The following is a 19736-nucleotide window of genomic DNA, read 5'->3' as shown; positions in this document are numbered from 1 at the left end:
GCTTCGCCGCAGACTCAGAATTCGATGCTGAACACTTTCAAAGAACACCCAGCGACAATTATCAAACTCGGCGGAAGTCTGTTTGATTTGCCGGACTTAGGGACGAGGCTGGAGGATTTCCTTGAACGCCATCGCTTTCCGAATCCAATCCTCATCCCCGGTGGAGGTCCATTTGCCGATGCTGTTCGTGAGCTTGATCAGTTGCATCATCTGGGAGATACTGCCTCTCACGAGATCGGGACACATACTCTCAGCCTCTCGGCACGCTTCGTAGCCAGCCTTTCAAACAGGTTTGTGCTGACGACTTCGCCCGATGAATTTGACCGCTGCTGGACTCAGCAAACAATTCCAATATTCGATGCCGCAGCCATGACCATGAAGCATTCTCCCCTGCCCAGTTCCTGGGATGTTACGAGTGATTCAATCGCTGCATGGACCTGTTCTTTACACTCCGAATCGCAATTGGTTCTCGTAAAATCCGCTGATCTTCCAACAAGTCTTTCTTATCAGGGTGCAACTCAAGCCGGACTTGTCGATGCGCACTTTCCGAACATCGCAGAGAACCTGACGAACATTTCCTGGTGCAACCTCCGTGGCGAATCGCCAACGATTTCCTGCTGGAAGTAGTTCGCTCCAACTCAGAGCATTTTCAATGCTTGCCGTGCTTGTCCAGAAGACCTTCACGACTTCATAGATTCCCTGCCACGCGCCCGAGCAACGCCATCGAGTAACACCACTCAACGTAAACATCTACCAACAATCACCTTACAACCCCACGACTTCGCCAGGAAATCGGTCTCGCTGTCATTCGGCTCAATGGTGTAGACTCTGCAAAATCGCTGATCGACTCCCGTACTGCAGAAGGATCTGCAAGAAATCAGATGAACTCACGGACGACGACAAGCCACGAATCGCCGATTCATAGCTTGGGACGAATTGTTGTAGATTTCGTCTCCCTGGCAGGTGACATCACTCTGTTCGGGGTGCGGATGCTCACCTGGATTCTTCCCGGCTGGCCGCGTGGAAATGTGCTTTGGCCGGTGATGTATCAAATCGGTGTTCTCAGTCTTCCCGTGATTATGATTACGGGGGGATTCATCGGCATGGTGCTGGCAGTTCAGGCTTATGAACAGTTCGCCCTGATGCACATGGAAAGCCAACTCGGCACTGTGGTCAACGTCACTTTGCTGAAAGAGCTCGGCCCTGTGCTGGCAGCTGTGATGCTGGCTGGTCGTGTGGGAAGCTCGATGGCAGCCCAACTGGGCACGATGCGAGTCACCGAACAAATTGATGCACTGACCGCTCTTGGTGCAAACCCGATTGCCTACCTGGTCGTCCCCAGATTCCTGGCTTGCGTGCTGCTCATCCCTATGTTGACACTCTGCGCCGATGGAATTGGAGTCCTTTCCGGCTGGTGGTTCAGCACGCAAGTGCTTGATGTCGAAAGTTTTTTCTACTGGCATCACTCAAGACGGTTCGTCACGAACTTTGATCTCTTCAGCGGAATTCTGAAGAGCGTCTTTTTTGGAGCCTCAATTTCGTTGATTGCCTGCCATCGAGGGTTTCACAGCAGTGCTGGTGCCGAAGGTGTTGGTCAGGCAGCGACTGAAGCCTTTGTGTATTCCTTCGTCGCAATACTCGCGATGGATTTCCTGCTCGGTTATCTAATGATGAACATTTACCACATGATCTAATGAAGACCTTGCTGTACGGTCCACACTTGAAGTGTACTGAAAATTCTTAACTCCCAGTTTCTAGCTCCTCACTAAAATGCGTTCACTCATCGAACTCAAAAATGTTTCCAAACAGTTCAACGGACAGTCAGTCTTAAGGGACATCTCACTGTCGATTGAAACAGGAAAAACTCTTGTCCTGATTGGAGAATCCGGCTGTGGCAAAAGCGTCACGATGAAACTGATGATGAACCTGCTGCAGCCAACAACTGGAGAAGTTTACTGGGATGGTCGCACTCTCGCAGAGCGGACTGAAAAAGAGATTGTTCGCGAGCGGTTGAGGTTTGGGTATCTGTTTCAGGGAGCGGCCCTGTTTGACAGTCTCACGGTTTTTGAAAACGTCGCCTTCGGATTACGTCAAAATCGGAAGTTGCACGAAAAGCAAATCGCCAGCATTGTCCAAGATCGATTGAAAGATGTGGGACTTGATCCACATGCCGTCTCCCTGAAGAAGCCAGCTGAACTCTCCGGTGGAATGCGAAAGCGTGTCGGCCTCGCAAGAGCGTTAGCACTCGACCCCGATGTCATGCTCTACGACGAACCGACTACAGGTCTTGATCCCATCATGAGCGATGTGATTAACGAGCTGATTATTCGAACTCGCGAGCGAAGCAACGTCACCAGTATCGTCGTAACACACGATATGAACACGCTTCGAAAAGTTGCTGACCGAGTCGTCATGTTTTACCCACTCGTTCGCCTGGCAACGGACGAGGCTCAAATCATTTTCGACGGCACAGCTGAAGACGCCTTTGAAAATCCCGATCCGCGTGTGTCCCATTTCGTTCGTGGAGAAGCTGGCGAGCGTTTACAGGAGCTCCTCGCAGCCAGTTAAACCTGCAGTGGGAATCACCTGTATTGCCAAACGATCATTTTTTCATTTTTAACATTCCAGAGTGTTTGATCAAAATGTCTGAACGCCAATTACAATTTCGAGTCGGACTCTTTGTCGTCTTTTCGATGATCGTCGGAGCTGTCCTGGTTTTGCAATTCAGCGAGCTCCGAGCCTACTGGGAAAAATCTTATCCGCTCGCCATTCATTTCGATGAGGCTCCCGGGTTGTATGCTGGCAGCCCAGTGAAACAAAACGGCATCGGCATCGGAAGAGTCAAAGAAGTTGTTCTCGATGATGTGAACGGTGGAGTTCTGGTCGTTGTCGAAATCGATGAGGACCGCCATATCCGCGTCGACTCGCAGGTCACACTCGTACAGTCGTTACTTGGTGATGCCAAGCTTGAATTTACAGCTGGCAAGGCGGCTGAAATGATTCCGCCAAACTCTCGCTTAAAAGGAACCGCACCGACCAACCCAATGGAAATTGTGCATCGACTTGAGCAGACCGTGAACACATCGCTGGCCTCTTTTACCGATACCAGCCGTGAATGGCACAAGGTCGGGCAGAATTTGAACAACTTAATGGAAACCAAAGAAGGCTCGCTGGACGACGTCATTGAACGAACCGCACTGGCTCTCGAATCTTTCACGAAGACGATGACAACGGCGACCGCGACTTTTGACACTGCCGGAGAAACCCTTGAATCCGCAACGCTGACGCTCAGCAATGCCAACAAGTTTCTGGCTGATCCACAATTGCAAGCTGACTTGAAGAAAACAGCAGCATCACTGCCTGTCATCGCTGAAGAAGCCAAGCTGACCATTACCACCGCCAAAGAGACGATTATCAAGCTCAGCGAGAATATGGAAAACATCAATCAAGCGACTGCTCCTCTCGCAGGGCAAAGTGACTTGATCGTTAAAAAACTTTCCGGAAGCTTAATCCAGTTGGAAGGCTTGCTGACGGAATTGAATCAGTTCTCTCAAATCCTCAATGACAACGATGGAACGATTCAACAACTCGCCTCCGATCCAGAACTCTACAAAAACCTGAATCACTCAGCGGCCTCATTGAGCATCTTGCTGACAAACCTCAATCCAATCCTGAAAGACTTTCGCATTTTCAGCGACAGGATTGCAAGACATCCTGAAATCCTCGGAGTACGCGGAGCAGTCCGCGGAAGCTCAGGTCTGAAAGAATCTTCAGAGATTCAACCGGCCGGGTTCTCAGCTCCGCAGCGTTAACACAAACGAAAGAGCAGCTTGCCGTGTAGTTCGCCCTATTCGTCTTTATCGTCACGTACAAATACGAACTCGTTACAGCCAAGCCGTTTTGTTTCCTTTGAATTGATCAACCGAAAGTTTTTCGATTCGTAGAATGAAACGATTTCCTCCACGCTGGCGACTTCAAACGGCAAACCGCCCAGCCAATCGATCCAGTCTCGAACAATCGACATCCCACGGTTGCGTCGATACTTCGCAAATTCATTGTGACCTCGCACAACGCTGACCGCGATGGTTCGCAAAAAGAAGTACGGCACAAACACCGCCAGCATGCTCCACCGCCCCAGCGTTCCTGAGCAGTAAATTCGCTTGACCCACAACCACAAGTCTGAACGAAACCCCTGGTCGTTGTAGATCGCAATTGTTAATCGGCTGTGAGGATGCGTCAGTTGAACGACATTCTCCAAAGCGGTCCACATCTTCCCCGTGTGATGCAGCACTCCCCAGGAATAGACGACATCAAAAGTCCCAAGTGACTTGAGAAACTCTTCATCCAATGCTGAGCCAGAATCGACTTGCCAATTGGGATCGTCAGCGAAATAGCGAGACCTCAGTTCTCGCGTACAGGCGACCGATTGTGGATCAAAGTCGAAGGAGTAAACTTTCGCCCCTAATCGCCGGGCACAAAGTGAAAACAAACCAGAACCGGAACCGACATCAACGAATGTCTTTCCGTCCAACGACTCAACTTGCAGCAGTTCCTTCAAGGACGCCTCAGCGATTTCAATTCGATCTTCATCGAGCGTACGCAGAAACTCCTGCCAGTTCGCTCCAAAAGCAAACCGCTGCCCCTTCTCGATTTCCTGTTCAGCAGAATTCATAAACTGCGTTCACGATGGGAGTTGGAAAATAAAACCTTTCAGACACGCTAACCATAACGAGTCAAACGTTCACTCGTCGACGTGCAAAATCTGTCAATTTTGGGACGAATCGTGAAGATTTGCATCCCGAACGGGACTGCGGTAACGTGTGCCATCTACGAGTGAGACCGTTGTCGTCTTCCTTTTTCAGCCAGCAAACTCTTCAGCCCCATATCGATTCCCATGAGCCGTGCCGCACGTCGTGCTTTGATTTCCGTCAGTGATAAAACAGGTCTCGGACCATTCGCCAAAGGTCTGGTTGCCGCTGGCTTTGAGATTCTCTCGACTGGAGGAACCGCCAAATTCCTCAAAGATCAGGGAATCGACGTCATTGATGTCTCTTCATACACGGAATTCCCCGAGATCATGGGGGGGCGTGTGAAGACATTGCATCCTCGAATTCATGGAGCGATTCTCGGACGGCCTGACCTTCCCGATGATGCAACCGCTATCGCGGAACATGGAATCATCCCATTCGAACTGGTCGTAGTGAACCTGTACCCATTTGAGCAAACCATTGCCAAAGAGGGCGTACAGGTCGAAGAAGCGATTGAACAGATCGACATCGGCGGCCCAAGTATGGTCCGCTCGTCAGCCAAAAACCATGCATATGTCGGCATTTTGACCAGACCTGACCAGTACGAATCAGTGTTAGAGCAAGTATCTGGAGAAGGTTTGACGCTTGAACTTCGGCGGCAACTTGCTGGAGCAGCTTTTGAATCGACCGCTCGCTATGACCGTGCGATCTCGAACTACTTCTCGAAAATCAACAACGAAGAGTCCGAATATCCCGAGACGCTGGGACTCGTTTTCGAGAAACAGAACGATCTTCGGTACGGAGAAAACCCACACCAGTCAGCTGCGTTTTATATTGAACCAAATCCCCCCGCTGCCTCCATCGCAGGAGCCGAGCAGCTTCACGGGAAAGAGCTTTCTTACAACAACTTGATTGACGTCGAAGCCGCCTTCGCGATTGCTCGCGAATTCAAAGACCCTGCCGCTGTGGTTATCAAACATACGAACCCTTGCGGCTGTGCGATCGGCAGCGAGTTGTCCGAAGCGTTCGTCAATGCATACGCAGGCGATCCAGTGAGCGCGTTCGGGTCGATTTTGGGATTCAATCGAGAACTCGATACTGCCACTGCGAATCTTCTTGCGGAGCCGGGCCGGTTTGTCGAAGCGATTATTGCTCCCGGTTACGAACCAGCTGCATTGGAAATTCTTCGCACAAAACCGAAGTGGAAGAACAATGTCCGCCTCTTGCAATGCCCTGCATTCTTCGATGATCAGGGGACGACTTATGAGTACCGAAAAGTCTCCGGCGGTTTGCTCGTGCAACAGCGTGATGATCAAGCTGACCCAGAAGACGACTACAAAGTTGTCACGAACCGAGCTCCGAGTGATGACGAACTGCGTGATTTGAACTTCGCCTGGAAAGTTTGCAAACACGTCAAATCCAATGCGATTCTGTTTGCCAAAAACGGGATGGTCGTCGGAGTAGGAGCCGGACAAATGAGTCGCCTCGATTCATCGTTCATCGCGGGACACAAAGCAGGCGAGCGAAGTCAGGGAGCAGTCGTCGCTTCGGATGCCTTCTTCCCATTCCGCGACGGTATTGATGAGGCTGCTAAAGCTGGAGTCACGGCTGCAATTCAGCCGGGAGGTTCACGCAACGATGAACAAGTCATCGAAGCCTGCAACGAGCACGGCATCGCGATGATCTTTACAGGACGCCGACACTTCAAACATTAAATTCCGATGGCGTTCGTGTGTAATTTCAATGCTTGTCGTGCCCGCAAAGTTCACTTTCCTGACTTCATGGACAGTTCGCCACGAGGCAGAACCTGAACACCAAGCGTAAAGTGGCTCGATGACGCTTCGCATTGTATGATGTCGCTGCCCTGATAATTTTCAACAAGGAATCAAGATGTCGCTTGCCGGAAAAACAGTATTGATGACAGGTGGAGGGACCGGAATTGGAGCCGGCTGTGCTGTTGCTTTAGCAGAAGCTGGTTGCAAGGTCGCTATCTCCGGTCGTCGCGAGGAGAAGCTGAAAGAAGTTGCGGACTCTTACTCCGGTGAAAATCCCATCCTCTACAAGACCGCTGATGTTGCTTGCCGTGACAGCGTCAAGGAGCTCTTCGACTGGGCAAACAAAGAGCTTGGCCAGATTGACATTCTTGTCAACTGTGCCGGAATCAATGTCGTGAAACGGACAATGGAAGAGGTCGCTCCTGAGGATTGGGACAAGCTGATGCAGGTCAATGCGACCGGAGCCTTCAACACGATGCACGCAGTTCTACCGCAAATGCGTGAACGGAAAGATGGACTGATCATCAACATTTCGTCCATCGCTGGGGTTCGTGCAAATCTCCTCGGTGGAGTTGGATACGTGGCCTCGAAATTTGCGATGACCGCCTTGGGGACATTCGTCGGGCAAGAAGAAAAAGATCGTGGCATCCGCGTCACAAACGTGTATCCGGGCGAAGTCGAAACGCCAATTCTCGACGCTCGTCCAAACCCGGTTGGAGCTGAACATCGCGCCCGAATCCTTCAGCCGAGCGACGTCGCCTCGCTGGTCGTCTCGATTGCAATGCTTCCACCGCGTGCCCACGTTCCCGACATCGTGATTAAGCCAACCACGCAAGAATTTTTCTAGAGCCTGTTCACGCTCGTCGTGATCAATATCGTGGTGCTGGCAAACTCGGTCTTTGCGTCGCAGGTCGATTGTTCTGATATTGCGCTGGCGCAATTAAACCTGGTTGTGGTCTCGATTGAAAAATTTGAGAGTAGTTTTGAGGCTGCGATTGCTGAGATGCATCACTCTGGCCTGGCTGTGGAGTTCCCTGGTACGGAAGCATGAGTTTCGCACTCGGCTCGTCAACAGGAGCCGGTTGGTTGATCGGCTTTGGGTAGTGGTCGTGCAACCTTGGAGGGGGTGTGCCCGGATAGACTGGCTCATGATTTCCTTGAGACAGGTCAGCCATCTTTTCGTAACGATGCCAGAACTGCTGAGAGTATGGCATCACGGGGGACATCCCGAAGCCCTGAGCCGTCGTCGATTGCCCGAAGACCTGATGGTAGTTGTAGGGACGGAAGGCATGATATCCGTGATAGTACGGCATCACCTTGATGTAGCCGTGCTTCCAACGTTCCTGATCATCGTAGCTAAACAACGGCTCCTGACTGCCGATTGAAGCACCGCCGACAAATTCGCCCCCTTCGATGAATTGGCCATCTTGCACATATTGGCCTCCGTCAACGAATTGGCCCTCATTCATATATTGACCGGAATCGACATACTGCTGCCCACCGCTGTACTGCTTGGCCCCTGCAGGCACAACTTGCTCTTGAGCAGAGGCACTTGTGCAAACAGCTGCAATGGAAAAAAGTGTCCATACATGACGCTTCATCATACTCTCCTGCGGTGATGTGAGAACGCGCAACAAAATTGCAGATGAGATTATCTGGCAGCGCTATCCCTATTTCATTGATCGGCAACAACACTTCCGGACTGCTTGAATTTGCCGGTTTTAATGAGAGGTTTTCCGAGGGCGTCGTGTAATCGTTACAGTCCACCCAAACTGAAAAATGTTTCCGCTATCAGCAAATTTACACTGAAGTCGCCTCTACATTGGTCTGGGTAAGATTTTAAGGTCACACGATCAGAGCAATTTTCGAGAGCGTATTCGCAATGACCTTCGTGGAGTGAGCGTTTTCCCTGAGAACCGTTTCTTCGCAGTCACGATGAGCGAGAATTTGCTCTAAAGCGTTCTATCACTTCAGCTGAGAGAGGCACTGGCTGGCTTGTCCAGAAGGGCGATTCCCATCTCAATGACCGGTTTTAGACGCATTCATCTTTTGCTGAAATCACCGGAGACCGAACCATGAAATATTTGAGCCTTCTTCTTGTCATGTCGATGGCAAGTCTCGCACATGCCCAAGGTCCTGCGTTGCCAAAGCGAGCCATCGTTCCACCTCCGCCAGCTCCACAAATTCCTCCTCCCGAGACAGCTCCGGCTCAAACGCAAAAAGCTCAAGCTCCGATTGAAAAAAGTGTCCCAGCTCCTTCCCCGGAACTGAACATTCCGCCAACTCCTAGCCCAGTTGCGCCAAAGGCGGACTCTGACAAGCAGTCTCCCTCCGAACCAGAAACCTCCGAGGTTCCTGTCACTGAACAAGCAGCGCCATCAGCGGATCAGACACAAGCTGAGCAAACACCTGCGAGTCAACCGCCGAGTGTGGTCGCTCCGAAGCAAGCCCCAACACCTGTTGTGACTCACTCTCCTCAGCAACCGACTCCTGTCTATTACAATGGTCATGTTTGGGGCGTCCCCCACTACCCCGGAGTCAACCCCGCAGGAGCGGAAGGTGTCTTCGTCGGCCCTTCGACTGCAGGCCGCCTCCATGCTCGCTACCCTTACTACGACTACCGCCGCCCATGGTATCCTCGCGGTCCGCGAAGCCTCAACGTCGACATCGTTTGGTAACGATCACTCTCCTGCAAATCAGCCGATCACGCAGGCTCATCGTTTCGAACGAAATCCTGCGCGCTGCTCCTTCTGTTTGACCCGCCTCATGCAGGTCCGCTACTCTTAGAGTAAATCCAGTCTGGGTCTTTGCGTACTGCCTCGTGGGGAGCAGATAATGAAGTCATGGAAGTGAACTTCACAGGCTCGACAAGTATTGAAAAATGCTTTAGAGACAAACTGAAACATGGATCGTTTTGAAGAGTAGTTGTGAATGAGTTCGATTGGAAAGATTCGGCGGCTTCTCAATCTGATGGAGCGATTGCAATCAGGCAGAATTTATAACACGAAAGAACTTGCAGACTTCTGTAATGTGAGTCGTCGCACCATATTTCGTGACATCAAAACGCTGCAGGATTCCGGGATTCCTGTTTTGTACGATGCGAGCAAGACCGGATACTGGATCTCTTCAGGAACTTACTTGCCGCCGACCGATTTCACTCTCGCTGAAACACTTTCCTTGATGCTTTTGGCTCAGGAAATGGGGAGTTCAAAACGAGGTGTCCCCTTTCAGGGTGTCTCGCGAGATGCAGCACTCAAGCTGCAATCCAACCTGCCGAATCATTTGCGGCAATATGTTGGTGAGTTGACCGCAAGTGTTAAAATCAACACTGAGCCACAGGCAGATCTCGACGGAAGCCAGCAACATTACGAGCGGGCACTCGAAGCACTCACGTCGAGAAAGAAGATCCGACTTCGCTACAACAGTTTGTACGATCGAAAAGTGATTCGAACTTTGGTCAGCCCGTATCGGCTCCTGTTTCAGCGAAGAGCATGGTATATCATCGGCCGATCCTCGATGCATCGGGCGGTCCGAACTTTTCATGTCGGCAGAATTCAGGACTCAGAAATCACCGACGATGAATTCACACCTCCACCTCGATTCACATTACAGCGATATCTCGGAAATGCCTGGAATCTGGTCCGCGAGCGGGGTGCTCGAAGCGATGTTGTCGTTCGGTTTCAACCGCTGGTTGCTCAGAATGTTGCTGAAGTCTCCTGGCACAAGACCCAACGGCTCGTCTGGAATCCCGATGGAACGATGGACTTCCATGTCACCGTTGACGGTATCCATGAAATTTCCTGGTGGATCATGGGATATGCAGACCAGGCTGAAGTCCTTCAGCCATCGTCACTGGTCGATTTAATCACGACCCGAGTCCAACGTATGGCGAAGATTTACAAAGCATGACGGAGCTTCATATTCCAGCTGATCCAAGCTCAAAATCCGGCTCATGATCCTGCGAGCCTGGAGACTCTCGCGAGGAAGATTGCTTCAACCTATTCGTCTTTGTCGTGCAGATAGCTGTGACAGGCGAGACAATTTGCATTGAGATTTTGATAGGCGTACGCAGCTCCTTCAAGATTCTTTTCCTGAGCCATTTTTTCCATAAGGCTGTTGATTCTCAAAAACTCTAAGCGAAAATGCTGGTAGAGTTCGTTTTCTGTCCGATCTCCTTCGATCTGCTGCGGAGATTGAAGACTGACCTTCTTCATCTCAGCTGCCGCCTTTTCGATGCTGTCATAGTCCTGCAACACCAGGCCGTTCAAGATTTCCTTGGAAAGAACGAGCTTGCGTTGCATCGCTTTACGAACGGAATCCTTAACTGTTTCAGTCGGAATCGGTTTTACATCATCAGCGAGTGACTCTGCTGCGACCTGATAAATCAACCAGATTGCAGCGAAGAAAATTCCCGCTCCGAGCAACCGTTTAGTCTTATTCATGAGTGATCCCTGTAAATCGAATTTCTGACGATGTCGTCATTCGATTTTTACCACGGCGACGAAATCGTTGACAGATCAATCCGTCAGCCACAAGCTTTCACTCCATCGACTCGGCTTTTGCCTTCAATTCCTTGTAGGTCTTCTCGTTGAGTGTCGGTTGAGGGAATTCGGACAGGACTTCACCCCAGTCGTATTCGATCTCTGCGTGCTGCTTTGCAAGCTTATAGGCATCTGCCTGTTCCTGAGTCACAAGGATTGACAAGCTTGTCATGAATTCATTTTCCTCAAAACTAACATGGTCGGTCCGAACGTAGACGGCAGCCTCCTGAATCAGAGGAAGCTTCTCTCCCCCTTTTTCTAACGAAACGAGGACATTCACTTGCCGGCCGATCGGATAGTCCTCATAAATCCCAAACTTTTGGTTGATGCGAAATACGATTTGATGCATTCCATCCGGAATTTGATAAGCCGGATGACTGTGGCTGAAAGCAAAATTGAGCTGCAGCTTTTCATCTTCTAACACCTTGACCAGATCACCCCAGGCGGGATGATTCCCGTTGTTGAAGATACGTTTAATCTCCTCGCCTGCGTCTTCAGTTTCAACCAGATCTTCTGCGTCAACGGCGATCTTCCCATTTGCAAACGCTTTGAAGAGTTGCTGCACAATTCCAGATTGTTGCTTCGACAGAACGAAGTCCTTGCCATTCCAGACAAAGGGGTAAAACCCTTCCATCATGACGGGCTCTTGGGCTGCCAATTTTTTCCAGTCACGCCTGACCTCCAGATCTGTGAACTCGCCTTTTGTCACATCAAGCTGTCCATCGTAGTAGGATGGAGGTGTGACCGGTCCTTTCGTTTTCGTCGATCCCCAGCCGAACATTTTGTCGAACACCATCACGGAGTATGTGCCGACTGGAAGCGAGGTTGTTTGTTTAGACAAATTTTGGAATGATCCAAATTCATCTTGTGAAACGTTAACAGTCAAGCCTTGATCAGTGGTCGTCAGGATAACCGCTCCGGTCTCTTTGGGTTTCGTTGGGGCTGTCGAGGGGCCACCAAATCCGCCCATCCCGCTACCACTTCCGTAGCTGTTCTTCACTGACGAATTGATCAACTTCGTCAATTTGAGAGAAGCGTCATTACCTTCCCTGGTCCAGTCGACCAATTGTTTCCAGCCAGGATGCTTTCCGTCGTTGAAAACTTCCTCCAGCGAAGTGACCGGTTCCTCCCGGTCCGCGTTGAGTTTTTTCAGTACATCTGATTCCATGACTGCTGAATTGCCGTTCGCATACGCCTCCAGTAATTCTTGAATCACTCGCGCCTGAGGCGCAGAGAACGAATACTTATCGCCGTTCCACAAAAACCAATAAAACTTACCATCGACGAAGTCATCATGTTGACGCGCGATCGCTTTCAAATCTCGTTTGGCGACGACGGACTCGAACTGCCCCGGCTTGATTTCGACCGAACCAATCGAGTATTGAATGATGGACCAAGTTCCAGAACGACTGTCATACAGTCCTGGCCGATACCCGGCGGACTTCATGACGGAAGAACGGTTACCAATAACCCCAGCTCCCCCGTAACCCGATGTTCCACCATAACCCTCTCCATAAATTTTGTTGACCACTTCATAAACCTGCTTGAAAGACTGGTTGCTTTGCTCATCTTTGAGATTCAGAAACCAACCGGCAAGCCCATCGAGGAGGACAATTTGATACTTCCCGACTGAAACCTGATGTTCTCCTTGACTCAAGAGATTGCCACGAAATCCGGTATCGTTGGAGTCGAACCTCACGAGAAGAACTTTCAATTTGGGGTCTTGAATTTCTAAAATCAATCCTCCGTACTCGCCCGATGCCGGTCCGAGTTCCATCCCTGCATTCATTTTGACTAAGCGACGCAGTGGAATCCTATGAGTCACACCTGGTCGAATGTTGATCTCGTAGTTATTAATTTTCTCGAATTCATCCCGGTCCCCATTCAAAGTAATCTGTATTCTGTGAAGCCCCGGCTTGAGTCCTTTGAAGAGAGTGATATCACCGGACTGCTTTGCTGAACGGACCTGCTTTCCATCAATCAGAATTGCTTCCGGTTTCACCGATCCAGAGTGTTCAACCACAAGCGAACCGAGTGGGGAAAACGCCTGTTGCAGTTGAGGAGCTGCATACTGAACTCCAAGGATGAATATTCCAACCAGCCCCCCAATCAGCAGCCGTCTTCCCAACGACCACTTCGGTTGCTTCTGAGCGATTGGCCTTGCGAGTGGAATCGTCGGTGTCTCACTTCGTTGTTGAGCAGGAGCAATTAGAAATTTCCACACAATGAGCACTGGTAGAAGAAGCAGAATGGAAACGATTGTTCCGACAACAATCATTTCTGGAACTCCGATCCCTCCCTCTCTCACAACTGCAAACCCAAGACCTGCAAGGAGGGTCACTCCCAGGCAAAGACTGAGATCTCTCAAAAAACGCCCTCGAAAAAGTTCCCCTCGAAAAGGAAGCAGCAGTAGCGACAGACCGAGAAAGGAGAGCATTCCCTCAATAAAATTGACTGAACTGAAAAGGCCATCCGCATTCACCGCAATAAGAATCAAAAGGGATGAGGAAACCAATGCTCCGATGACAGTCCCAATATCCAATAGAAAACTTGGGACCACAACTCGGACGGCCTCGCCCTTTCCTTTTTCACGAAAGGATTGAATCACTTCCTGTTGATTCAAAATCCATAGGGATGCAAACCCAATCGGAATTCCAACCAGCCAGACAGGAGGAAGAAGTATGGCGAGGAACCCGGCACAAACACCTTTGTAGTAGGCTTCCCAACCCCATTCATCATTCTTCAAATGGCTCCCAAACCAACCGATGATCGCTGCTCCAAACAACGCTGGCCCGATCCCCATAATAATGAACTGCACCAGTTCGCCTTCGATCATTTTTGGCATCATGGCCCAGATGCAAAACCCGATCAGCAAAAAGACTGGGCCAAGCAAAGCCAGCCGCATCAAACTCGATGAGAGTCGATCCAGCAACGGCAGTCCATCAGGAACTTGTTGAGTAAATTCCTGCGTGGTCGCGATCGGATCTTCTTCACTCGCTTTACGGTCAGCTTCTTCAAAATCATTTTTCTTGATCAGCCAGATTGCAAAGCCAGCAGGACCGAGCAGCAACAATAAAAGAATAAGCCAACTTCCTGATGTGAGTCGTTTCTGCTTTAAAAGTTGACCGGCAAAGGCCAGAGCTGCTCCCACAAAAATCGCCCACAGCGGAGAGAAACCGGCTCCTGCGATTTGTACTTCGTTACTCAAATTGACAGCGGTCAGCAGAATTCCACCAAGACACAAAATTGCTCCCATTACACTCAAGATGCTTCCAACCACAACACGAGGATTGGATGAGTGATTGACTGGAGGTTGCGCACTGGGCGTGGAAACTCTCTTAGCCCGATAGGTACGTTGTTGTACCGGGTTCGATCCTTGAACACCCGCTAAGTGGTCTTCCAATACTTCGACCACTTCCTCGGCTGTCTGGAATCTTTGACCGGGATCTTTATCGAGAAGTTTTTCGATGATCGCAATCATCCACTCCGGGACTTCCGCGTTGATTTCCTCGATTGGTCGCGGGTTGTCATCGCAAACTCGTCGAATGGCCGCCGCAACACTGGTCGCCCGAAATGGTGAACGTCCGGCACACATCGCATACATCACGCAGCCTAAACTGAACAAATCACTCCGCTGATCGACACGCTGCCCCATCGCCTGCTCAGGAGACATAAACTGCGGACTCCCGGCGACTTCACCGGTTCGAGTGACTGAGACATCGTCGACCGCCCGAGCCAGACCAAAATCGGTGATTTTGACTCGTTCCACACCGTTCTCCAGGAGAATGTTCGCAGGTTTGATATCACGATGAATCAGCCCTTGCTTGTGAGCAGCTGCCAGCCCCTCAGCGACCTGTTTGCTGATCCGCAGCACTTCGGTTAATCGTAGCGATCCAACTTTGTCGAGTTTTTGTTGCAGCGACTGCCCGACAACACATTCCATGACCAGATAAGGAATTTTCTCATCTTCATCGACTGCGTGAATCGTGACGACATGGGGATGCGAGACAGCCGCAGCAGCCTGAGCTTCTCGAACAAATCGTCTTTTGGCATTGGGATTGGCTGCCAGTTCGGGTGCGAGAACTTTCACAGCAACCACACGGTTCAGCTTGGGATCTCGAGCACGAAAGACGATGCCCATCCCGCCTCGACCAATCACTTCGTAAATTTCGTACGGGCCCAAAGTCCCCAACAACCCGGGGTCTTCGGTAGGTTCCAGAAAGTCGAAACTCAGTGGATCGAGACTCGTGGGCACACCTTGGGGAGGTGTCTCCAGAAAACTTCCGGCATCGTTGTATGCACGCAGGAGGGCATCAATTCGCTGTCGACGTTCTGCATTGTCTCCGCAAGCTTCTTTCAGAAATGCTTCACATTCTTCCGGAGTTGATTTTGCCAACGCTGTGAGAAAAACTCCTTCAATCGAGTTCGGATCGACAGATGTTTCCTGAAACGTTTCAGAGGGCTCATTGGGGGTTGCGTCGGACATATTTTCTCTCCAAGGTCATATCACTTGCGGATATGGATGCCGCTTTCTTCCTCGCGGGAATGTTATTACGGTCCGACAGGTCATGCGTTTTTTTGTCTCGTTGCGCCTCACGAAATTTGTAAAATCATCCGAACTGTACTTCTCGCTGACTCGGCCCCGAGCTCTAAACATATTAGCTGACAGTCGTTACGACTCGTCGTTCATATGTGCATAAAGCCAGGCTTTAGAAAAAGTCCACCACCGCGAAGCTGTCGCTCGGGAAATCCCCAGAGCTGCCGCGGCCTCGGATTCCTCCAGCCCGGCAAAGTATCGCAACTTGACCAGCTTCGCTTTCAATGGTTCCACCTTCTCTAGCTCGGTAATCGCCTCATCGACTTCCAACAGTTTTTGATCCGTCGCCGAGACAACTGCGTCGGCATCGTCCAGTTCGAGCCGTTGCAGGCCTCCTCCATGTTTCACGGCTGCTTTTCGACGCGCATTTTCAATGAGAATTCGTCGCATCGCTTCGGCAGCCGCTGCAAAGAAGTGGCCACGAGAATCCCACGATTGTTGCTCATCTCCTTTCACCAGACGTAAATACGCTTCATGTACCAGTGCAGTTGGTTGAAGAGTTTGCCCGGATGCTTCCTGGTTCAGCCGAGCGGTCGCAAGCCGACGAAGTTCATTGTAAACAATCCGGAGTAACGTATCGGTTCCCTGCTGCTCCCCTGAATTGAGAGCCGATAGAATTTGAGTCACATGCTGAGAAGTCTCTGAGTTCATCCCATCAGCATATCCGCGACCGGGTCCAGTGAAAACCACAATACGATCTCTGATTCTGCCAGTTGAGCCTCATCGAAGAAATTCACCATCGAAATCCCGATGTACGGAGAGCGGGCACGGCGAGCGAGTACGCTCTGGGACGCGAGTATTTAATTTGATACTCGAATGCCGTACTCTATCGTCCCCTTCCGTTCCGGAACTTTATCCAGCGACCGAGCAGGCCGCGCCAGGAGTCTTCTGCAGTGAAACATCCAGTTGTGATTTCGAAAGTTGTGTTGCTTGCCCTCTTCACTGGTCTCATCCCGTTGACTTCTCTGGGAGGCATCGCTGAGGCAGACGAAATCGTTGGTCCGATTGTTGGAACAGTCGAGCCGACGACCGCGCGGATTCTGTATCGACCAGGAAAGATCGAGACAAAGTTGCAATTGACCGTCCTGAAAGATGGTCAACCAATCAAGAAAGTGACAACGACCGCTACCGAAGCGAATGACTTTGTCGCAAAGTTTGAAGTCACCGGTCTGAAACCAGCAACAAACTACAGCTATCAAATTGATGAGATCCGCGGGAGCCAGAAAGAATCTGTCGCTTCAGAAAAGGATCACACTTTCACCACAGTCGACCCTGCCCGGAAAGGGAATCGCGTCTCTGCAAGCTTCGTTTCCTGTGTTGATATCGAACCGAATGGCATCTGGAACGAGATGGAGAAATTAGGTGTCGACACGGTCTTCCTGATGGGAGACACCCCGTATATCGACACTTCGGATCTGGCGATCGTGCGCGAGAAACAACGCCAGTTCCTACAGGTTTCCGATCTTGAAAAATTGGCTGCTCACACACCTGTTGTCGGTACCTGGGATGATCATGACTTTGGTCTCAATAACGGCAACGGCTTAAACATGATGAACGGTAAGGGGAAGACCCGTCAGGGCTTTGTGGAATACCGCGCTCATTCTCAATATGGAAACGGAACTGAAGGTGTGTATCACAAAGTCGATCTGGGAATGATGGAAGTCTTCTTGCTCGACCCCAGATATTTCTCACAATCCGAACCGTCTCCGGTTGATCCAAAACAGCCGACTTGCTTCGGAGCGGAGCAGTGGGACTGGTTGTTGAAGAGTCTGAAAGAGTCCAAGGCTCCATTCAAAGTGCTGTCGATGGGAGCGATCTGGCAGGACAAGAAGAATCGCGAAACCGACGACATGTTCACATACTGGTACGAACGTGATGCTCTGTTGGATTTCATCAAGACTGAGAAGATCGGTGGAGTCGTACTCCTCGGTGGAGATATCCATGTTGCCCGTCATCTGATTCGTCCCCAGCGAGTCGGTTATGATCTGCACGACTTTATCATTTCTCCAGGACACACCCGGACGATCACATCACTGGACGTCTATCATCCTTCGCTTGAGTGGTCGCTGGTCGAGGGCTGGCAATTTCTGACACTGACTGCGGACGGAACCACAGAGAATGCAAAGCTGATTGCTGAGTTTCGCCAACCTGATGGAGTTGTAAATCGCAAGATCGAAATTGACCTGAATGAAATGACAGTCGACAGCGACGAGGACGCCGCTCCCGAATTGCGTGCTCACTGGAACTTCGATAACGGTTTCAAGAATGAGTCTCCATTGGGGAGTCGCATCGATGCGACTCCAGTCAACGGACCAACGATCAACCAACAGGATGGAGCTCTCGGAGGATCTGTTCACTTTTCAAGAAGCAAGCAACAATACTTGACCGTCCCAAGAAGTTTTCTGGATGACAACTCCGCTGAACACACTGTTTCCATGTGGTTCAAACCGGAAACTCTCCCAGAGCATGATTCCAGTTCAAGATCATTCTTACTGGAAAGCACCGCAGAGGGGGAGCCGAGCCAAACTGGAGCCTGGAACCTGTCGCTTGGAATGCGAGCGACCGATCAGCCCGACAAGATCAACCTGCAACTTTACACATTCACAGTGAAACCCGCTTCGAAACCAGAGGCTGCACCAACCACAGGTGCTCAAGGGCCATTTAACACGCTGCTTGACCGGGAACAGCTACTCGGAAAATGGAACCACGTTGCGTTCACGTTTGATCAAAAGAAGCTCAGGTTGTACGTCAACGGAAAACAGGTGAGTGAACATGCGGTTCCCATTCCTGGTCCTGCATGTGAAACAGGTGGACTCATCATCGGAGGGCATCGCGCCGGAACCGGCCGCAACTTCGACGGCTGGATCGATGAGGTCAAAATCTTCCAGGGACGCCTCAGCGCGGATCAAATCTCTGAACTCCGAAACGAAAGCAAAGACTAACGGGGCTCGCCAGATTCCCCGGTAAAGTTCTCAAGCGTTGATGGCCTGTTGGATTCGTAGAAATTCGCTGACGTTCTCCATTGTGACGATCCCTACGAGCTGTCCCTGTTCAACGACGGGGACAGTCTGGCATTCCTCATCCTTGAGTCGAACTAACAGCGACTCCAACATTTCCCCAGTCGTGGTCGGTTGAACATCTCTGATCATTGCGTCAACAACTTGCGTGTCGGGACCGGTTGAGGTGATCGCTTTCAACATTCCAGATTGTGTCAGAACACCGAGAACAGTTCCTTGATTGTCGATGACAGGAAAGTCTTTTTGAGATCCGCGTAACGTCAGGTCGACAGCATCCTGTACCGAATCCTGTGGAGTCAAAGTCTCGTAGTGAGTCAGCATGACAACTTTAGCCGTGATGCCACTGACGGCGGAGCGGAGTGTCACAGACGCAGCTTCATAGCCTGCTCCAATCCAGACAAACAAAGCAATCAAAACGAGTACAGGATTCGAAATCAGACCGAGAAATCCGAGAGCGATGGCAATGGTCTGACCAACTGTGGCAGCAATTCGAGTTGCTTGGGCATAGTCCATTTGTGAAGCCAGGATCGCCCGCAATACCCGGCCTCCATCCATTGGAAAAGCAGGGATCAGATTAAAGACGACGAGCACGACGTTGACGAACATTAATCGCATCAGGAACGAACCGCTCGTTGCGATCAGATCCTCCAGAGTTCCCAAAGCTCCGCTCACAGTAAGGCCCACAAAGAGAACCATCGCAATCAAAACGTTCACGAACGGACCGGCGATGGCGACAATGAATTCCTGCCAAGGATCTTCGGGCATTCGCTCCAGTCGAGCGACCCCACCTATCGGGAGTAAAGTGATGTCGCGAGTCTGAATTCCGAACGACTTGGCTGCAAAGGCATGCCCCAATTCATGAAGGACCACACAGCCAAACAGAGCGAGAATAAAACCGACACCTTCTACAACCGCCAGGGCGCTCTGTTCCACACGCCAATAACTCACGCCGATCCAGACGATCAAAATCAGAAACGTCGAATGCATGAAGATGCCAATGCCAGCAACTTCGCCAAGTTTCCATGACCACTTCATTGCGTCCTCACAACAGTTTGAGA

Annotated in this window: 15 protein-coding genes; 9 read left to right on the top strand and 6 right to left on the bottom strand. The window is 50.7% G+C overall.

The genetic code is table 11. From position 1 onward, the window contains the following. Positions 1 to 24: 24 nt before the first annotated feature. The 4 genes from Mal48_RS00135 (at position 25) to Mal48_RS00120 (ending at position 3812) form a co-directional block, all read left to right on the top strand. Complete coding sequence (locus tag Mal48_RS00135; RefSeq protein WP_145194992.1) at positions 25 to 627, top strand: amino acid kinase family protein; 603 nt, start codon at positions 25 to 27, stop codon at positions 625 to 627. Positions 628 to 881: 254 nt separating this feature from the next. After that, entirely contained in the window at positions 882 to 1694 is an 813-nt protein-coding gene (locus Mal48_RS00130) for an MlaE family ABC transporter permease (RefSeq protein ID WP_145194990.1), read from the top strand. Positions 1695 to 1770: 76 nt separating this feature from the next. Continuing rightward, positions 1771 to 2568: an ABC transporter ATP-binding protein gene (locus tag Mal48_RS00125; RefSeq protein WP_145194988.1), complete on the top strand. Its 798-nt coding sequence runs from the start codon at positions 1771 to 1773 to the stop codon at positions 2566 to 2568. Between the two features lie 74 nt (positions 2569 to 2642). Continuing rightward, positions 2643 to 3812 carry an MlaD family protein gene (locus tag Mal48_RS00120; RefSeq protein WP_145194986.1) on the top strand — a complete coding sequence of 390 codons (1170 nt, stop codon included), beginning with the start codon at positions 2643 to 2645 and terminating at the stop codon, positions 3810 to 3812. A gap of 35 nt (positions 3813 to 3847) precedes the next feature. On the opposite strand, the gene Mal48_RS00115 is transcribed toward Mal48_RS00120, so the two are convergent. Continuing rightward, positions 3848 to 4672, bottom strand: coding sequence for a class I SAM-dependent methyltransferase (locus tag Mal48_RS00115; RefSeq protein ID WP_145194984.1), 825 nt, complete (start codon positions 4670 to 4672; stop codon positions 3848 to 3850). A gap of 222 nt (positions 4673 to 4894) precedes the next feature. On the opposite strand from Mal48_RS00115, the gene purH reads away from it, so the two are divergent. Both purH and Mal48_RS00105 read left to right on the top strand, forming a co-directional pair. Continuing rightward, positions 4895 to 6463 carry a bifunctional phosphoribosylaminoimidazolecarboxamide formyltransferase/IMP cyclohydrolase gene (gene purH, locus Mal48_RS00110; protein ID WP_145194982.1) on the top strand — a complete coding sequence of 523 codons (1569 nt, stop codon included), beginning with the start codon at positions 4895 to 4897 and terminating at the stop codon, positions 6461 to 6463. Between the two features lie 175 nt (positions 6464 to 6638). After that, a complete protein-coding gene (locus Mal48_RS00105; protein ID WP_145194980.1) occupies positions 6639 to 7370 on the top strand; it encodes an SDR family oxidoreductase in 732 nt (243 codons plus the stop codon). Between the two features lie 22 nt (positions 7371 to 7392). Here the strand turns inward: Mal48_RS00105 and Mal48_RS00100 are convergent, their stop codons facing one another. Continuing rightward, entirely contained in the window at positions 7393 to 8127 is a 735-nt protein-coding gene (locus Mal48_RS00100) for a hypothetical protein (protein ID WP_145194978.1), read from the bottom strand. 471 nt (positions 8128 to 8598) lie between these two features. Here Mal48_RS00100 and Mal48_RS00095 point away from each other — a divergent pair, with 471 nt between their 5' ends. After that, entirely contained in the window at positions 8599 to 9201 is a 603-nt protein-coding gene (locus Mal48_RS00095) for a hypothetical protein (RefSeq protein ID WP_145194976.1), read from the top strand. A 253-nt stretch (positions 9202 to 9454) separates the two neighbouring features. Next, positions 9455 to 10432, top strand: a complete 978-nt coding sequence (locus tag Mal48_RS00090) for a helix-turn-helix transcriptional regulator (RefSeq protein ID WP_145194974.1) — start codon at positions 9455 to 9457, stop codon at positions 10430 to 10432. Positions 10433 to 10521: 89 nt separating this feature from the next. Here the strand turns inward: Mal48_RS00090 and Mal48_RS00085 are convergent, their stop codons facing one another. The 3 genes from Mal48_RS00085 to Mal48_RS00075 all read right to left on the bottom strand — a co-directional run bounded on the left by Mal48_RS00085 (position 10522) and on the right by Mal48_RS00075 (position 16351). Beyond that, entirely contained in the window at positions 10522 to 10965 is a 444-nt protein-coding gene (locus tag Mal48_RS00085; RefSeq protein ID WP_145194972.1) for a hypothetical protein, read from the bottom strand. Between the two features lie 97 nt (positions 10966 to 11062). Next, entirely contained in the window at positions 11063 to 15550 is a 4488-nt protein-coding gene (locus Mal48_RS00080) for a serine/threonine-protein kinase (protein ID WP_145194970.1), read from the bottom strand. 186 nt (positions 15551 to 15736) lie between these two features. Further along, positions 15737 to 16351, bottom strand: coding sequence for a sigma-70 family RNA polymerase sigma factor (locus tag Mal48_RS00075; RefSeq protein WP_231739805.1), 615 nt, complete (start codon positions 16349 to 16351; stop codon positions 15737 to 15739). A gap of 203 nt (positions 16352 to 16554) precedes the next feature. Here Mal48_RS00075 and Mal48_RS00070 point away from each other — a divergent pair, with 203 nt between their 5' ends. Beyond that, positions 16555 to 18603 carry a LamG-like jellyroll fold domain-containing protein gene (locus Mal48_RS00070; RefSeq protein WP_145194968.1) on the top strand — a complete coding sequence of 683 codons (2049 nt, stop codon included), beginning with the start codon at positions 16555 to 16557 and terminating at the stop codon, positions 18601 to 18603. A 30-nt stretch (positions 18604 to 18633) separates the two neighbouring features. Here Mal48_RS00070 and Mal48_RS00065 read toward each other — a convergent pair whose 3' ends face one another. Beyond that, positions 18634 to 19713, bottom strand: a complete 1080-nt coding sequence (locus Mal48_RS00065; RefSeq protein WP_145194967.1) for a site-2 protease family protein — start codon at positions 19711 to 19713, stop codon at positions 18634 to 18636. Positions 19714 to 19736: the final 23 nt, after the last annotated feature.

This window comes from Thalassoglobus polymorphus, from assembly GCF_007744255.1.
Classification (GTDB): domain Bacteria; phylum Planctomycetota; class Planctomycetia; order Planctomycetales; family Planctomycetaceae; genus Thalassoglobus; species Thalassoglobus polymorphus.
Note: the sequence above shows the minus strand (reverse complement) of the source record. Positions and strands in the feature narration are given on the sequence as shown.

Excerpts from the sequence above, each read along its gene's own strand:
- Mal48_RS00135 (WP_145194992.1), top strand. The coding sequence starts at position 25 with ATGCTGAACACTTTCAAAGAACACCCAGCGACAATTATCAAACTCGGC.
- Mal48_RS00130 (WP_145194990.1), top strand. The coding sequence starts at position 882 with ATGAACTCACGGACGACGACAAGCCACGAATCGCCGATTCATAGCTTG.
- Mal48_RS00125 (WP_145194988.1), top strand. The coding sequence starts at position 1,771 with ATGCGTTCACTCATCGAACTCAAAAATGTTTCCAAACAGTTCAACGGA.
- Mal48_RS00120 (WP_145194986.1), top strand. The coding sequence starts at position 2,643 with ATGTCTGAACGCCAATTACAATTTCGAGTCGGACTCTTTGTCGTCTTT.
- Mal48_RS00115 (WP_145194984.1), bottom strand. The coding sequence starts at position 4,672 with ATGAATTCTGCTGAACAGGAAATCGAGAAGGGGCAGCGGTTTGCTTTT.
- purH (WP_145194982.1), top strand. The coding sequence starts at position 4,895 with ATGAGCCGTGCCGCACGTCGTGCTTTGATTTCCGTCAGTGATAAAACA.
- Mal48_RS00105 (WP_145194980.1), top strand. The coding sequence starts at position 6,639 with ATGTCGCTTGCCGGAAAAACAGTATTGATGACAGGTGGAGGGACCGGA.
- Mal48_RS00100 (WP_145194978.1), bottom strand. The coding sequence starts at position 8,127 with ATGATGAAGCGTCATGTATGGACACTTTTTTCCATTGCAGCTGTTTGC.
- Mal48_RS00095 (WP_145194976.1), top strand. The coding sequence starts at position 8,599 with ATGAAATATTTGAGCCTTCTTCTTGTCATGTCGATGGCAAGTCTCGCA.
- Mal48_RS00090 (WP_145194974.1), top strand. The coding sequence starts at position 9,455 with ATGAGTTCGATTGGAAAGATTCGGCGGCTTCTCAATCTGATGGAGCGA.
- Mal48_RS00085 (WP_145194972.1), bottom strand. The coding sequence starts at position 10,965 with ATGAATAAGACTAAACGGTTGCTCGGAGCGGGAATTTTCTTCGCTGCA.
- Mal48_RS00080 (WP_145194970.1), bottom strand. The coding sequence starts at position 15,550 with ATGTCCGACGCAACCCCCAATGAGCCCTCTGAAACGTTTCAGGAAACA.
- Mal48_RS00065 (WP_145194967.1), bottom strand. The coding sequence starts at position 19,713 with ATGAAGTGGTCATGGAAACTTGGCGAAGTTGCTGGCATTGGCATCTTC.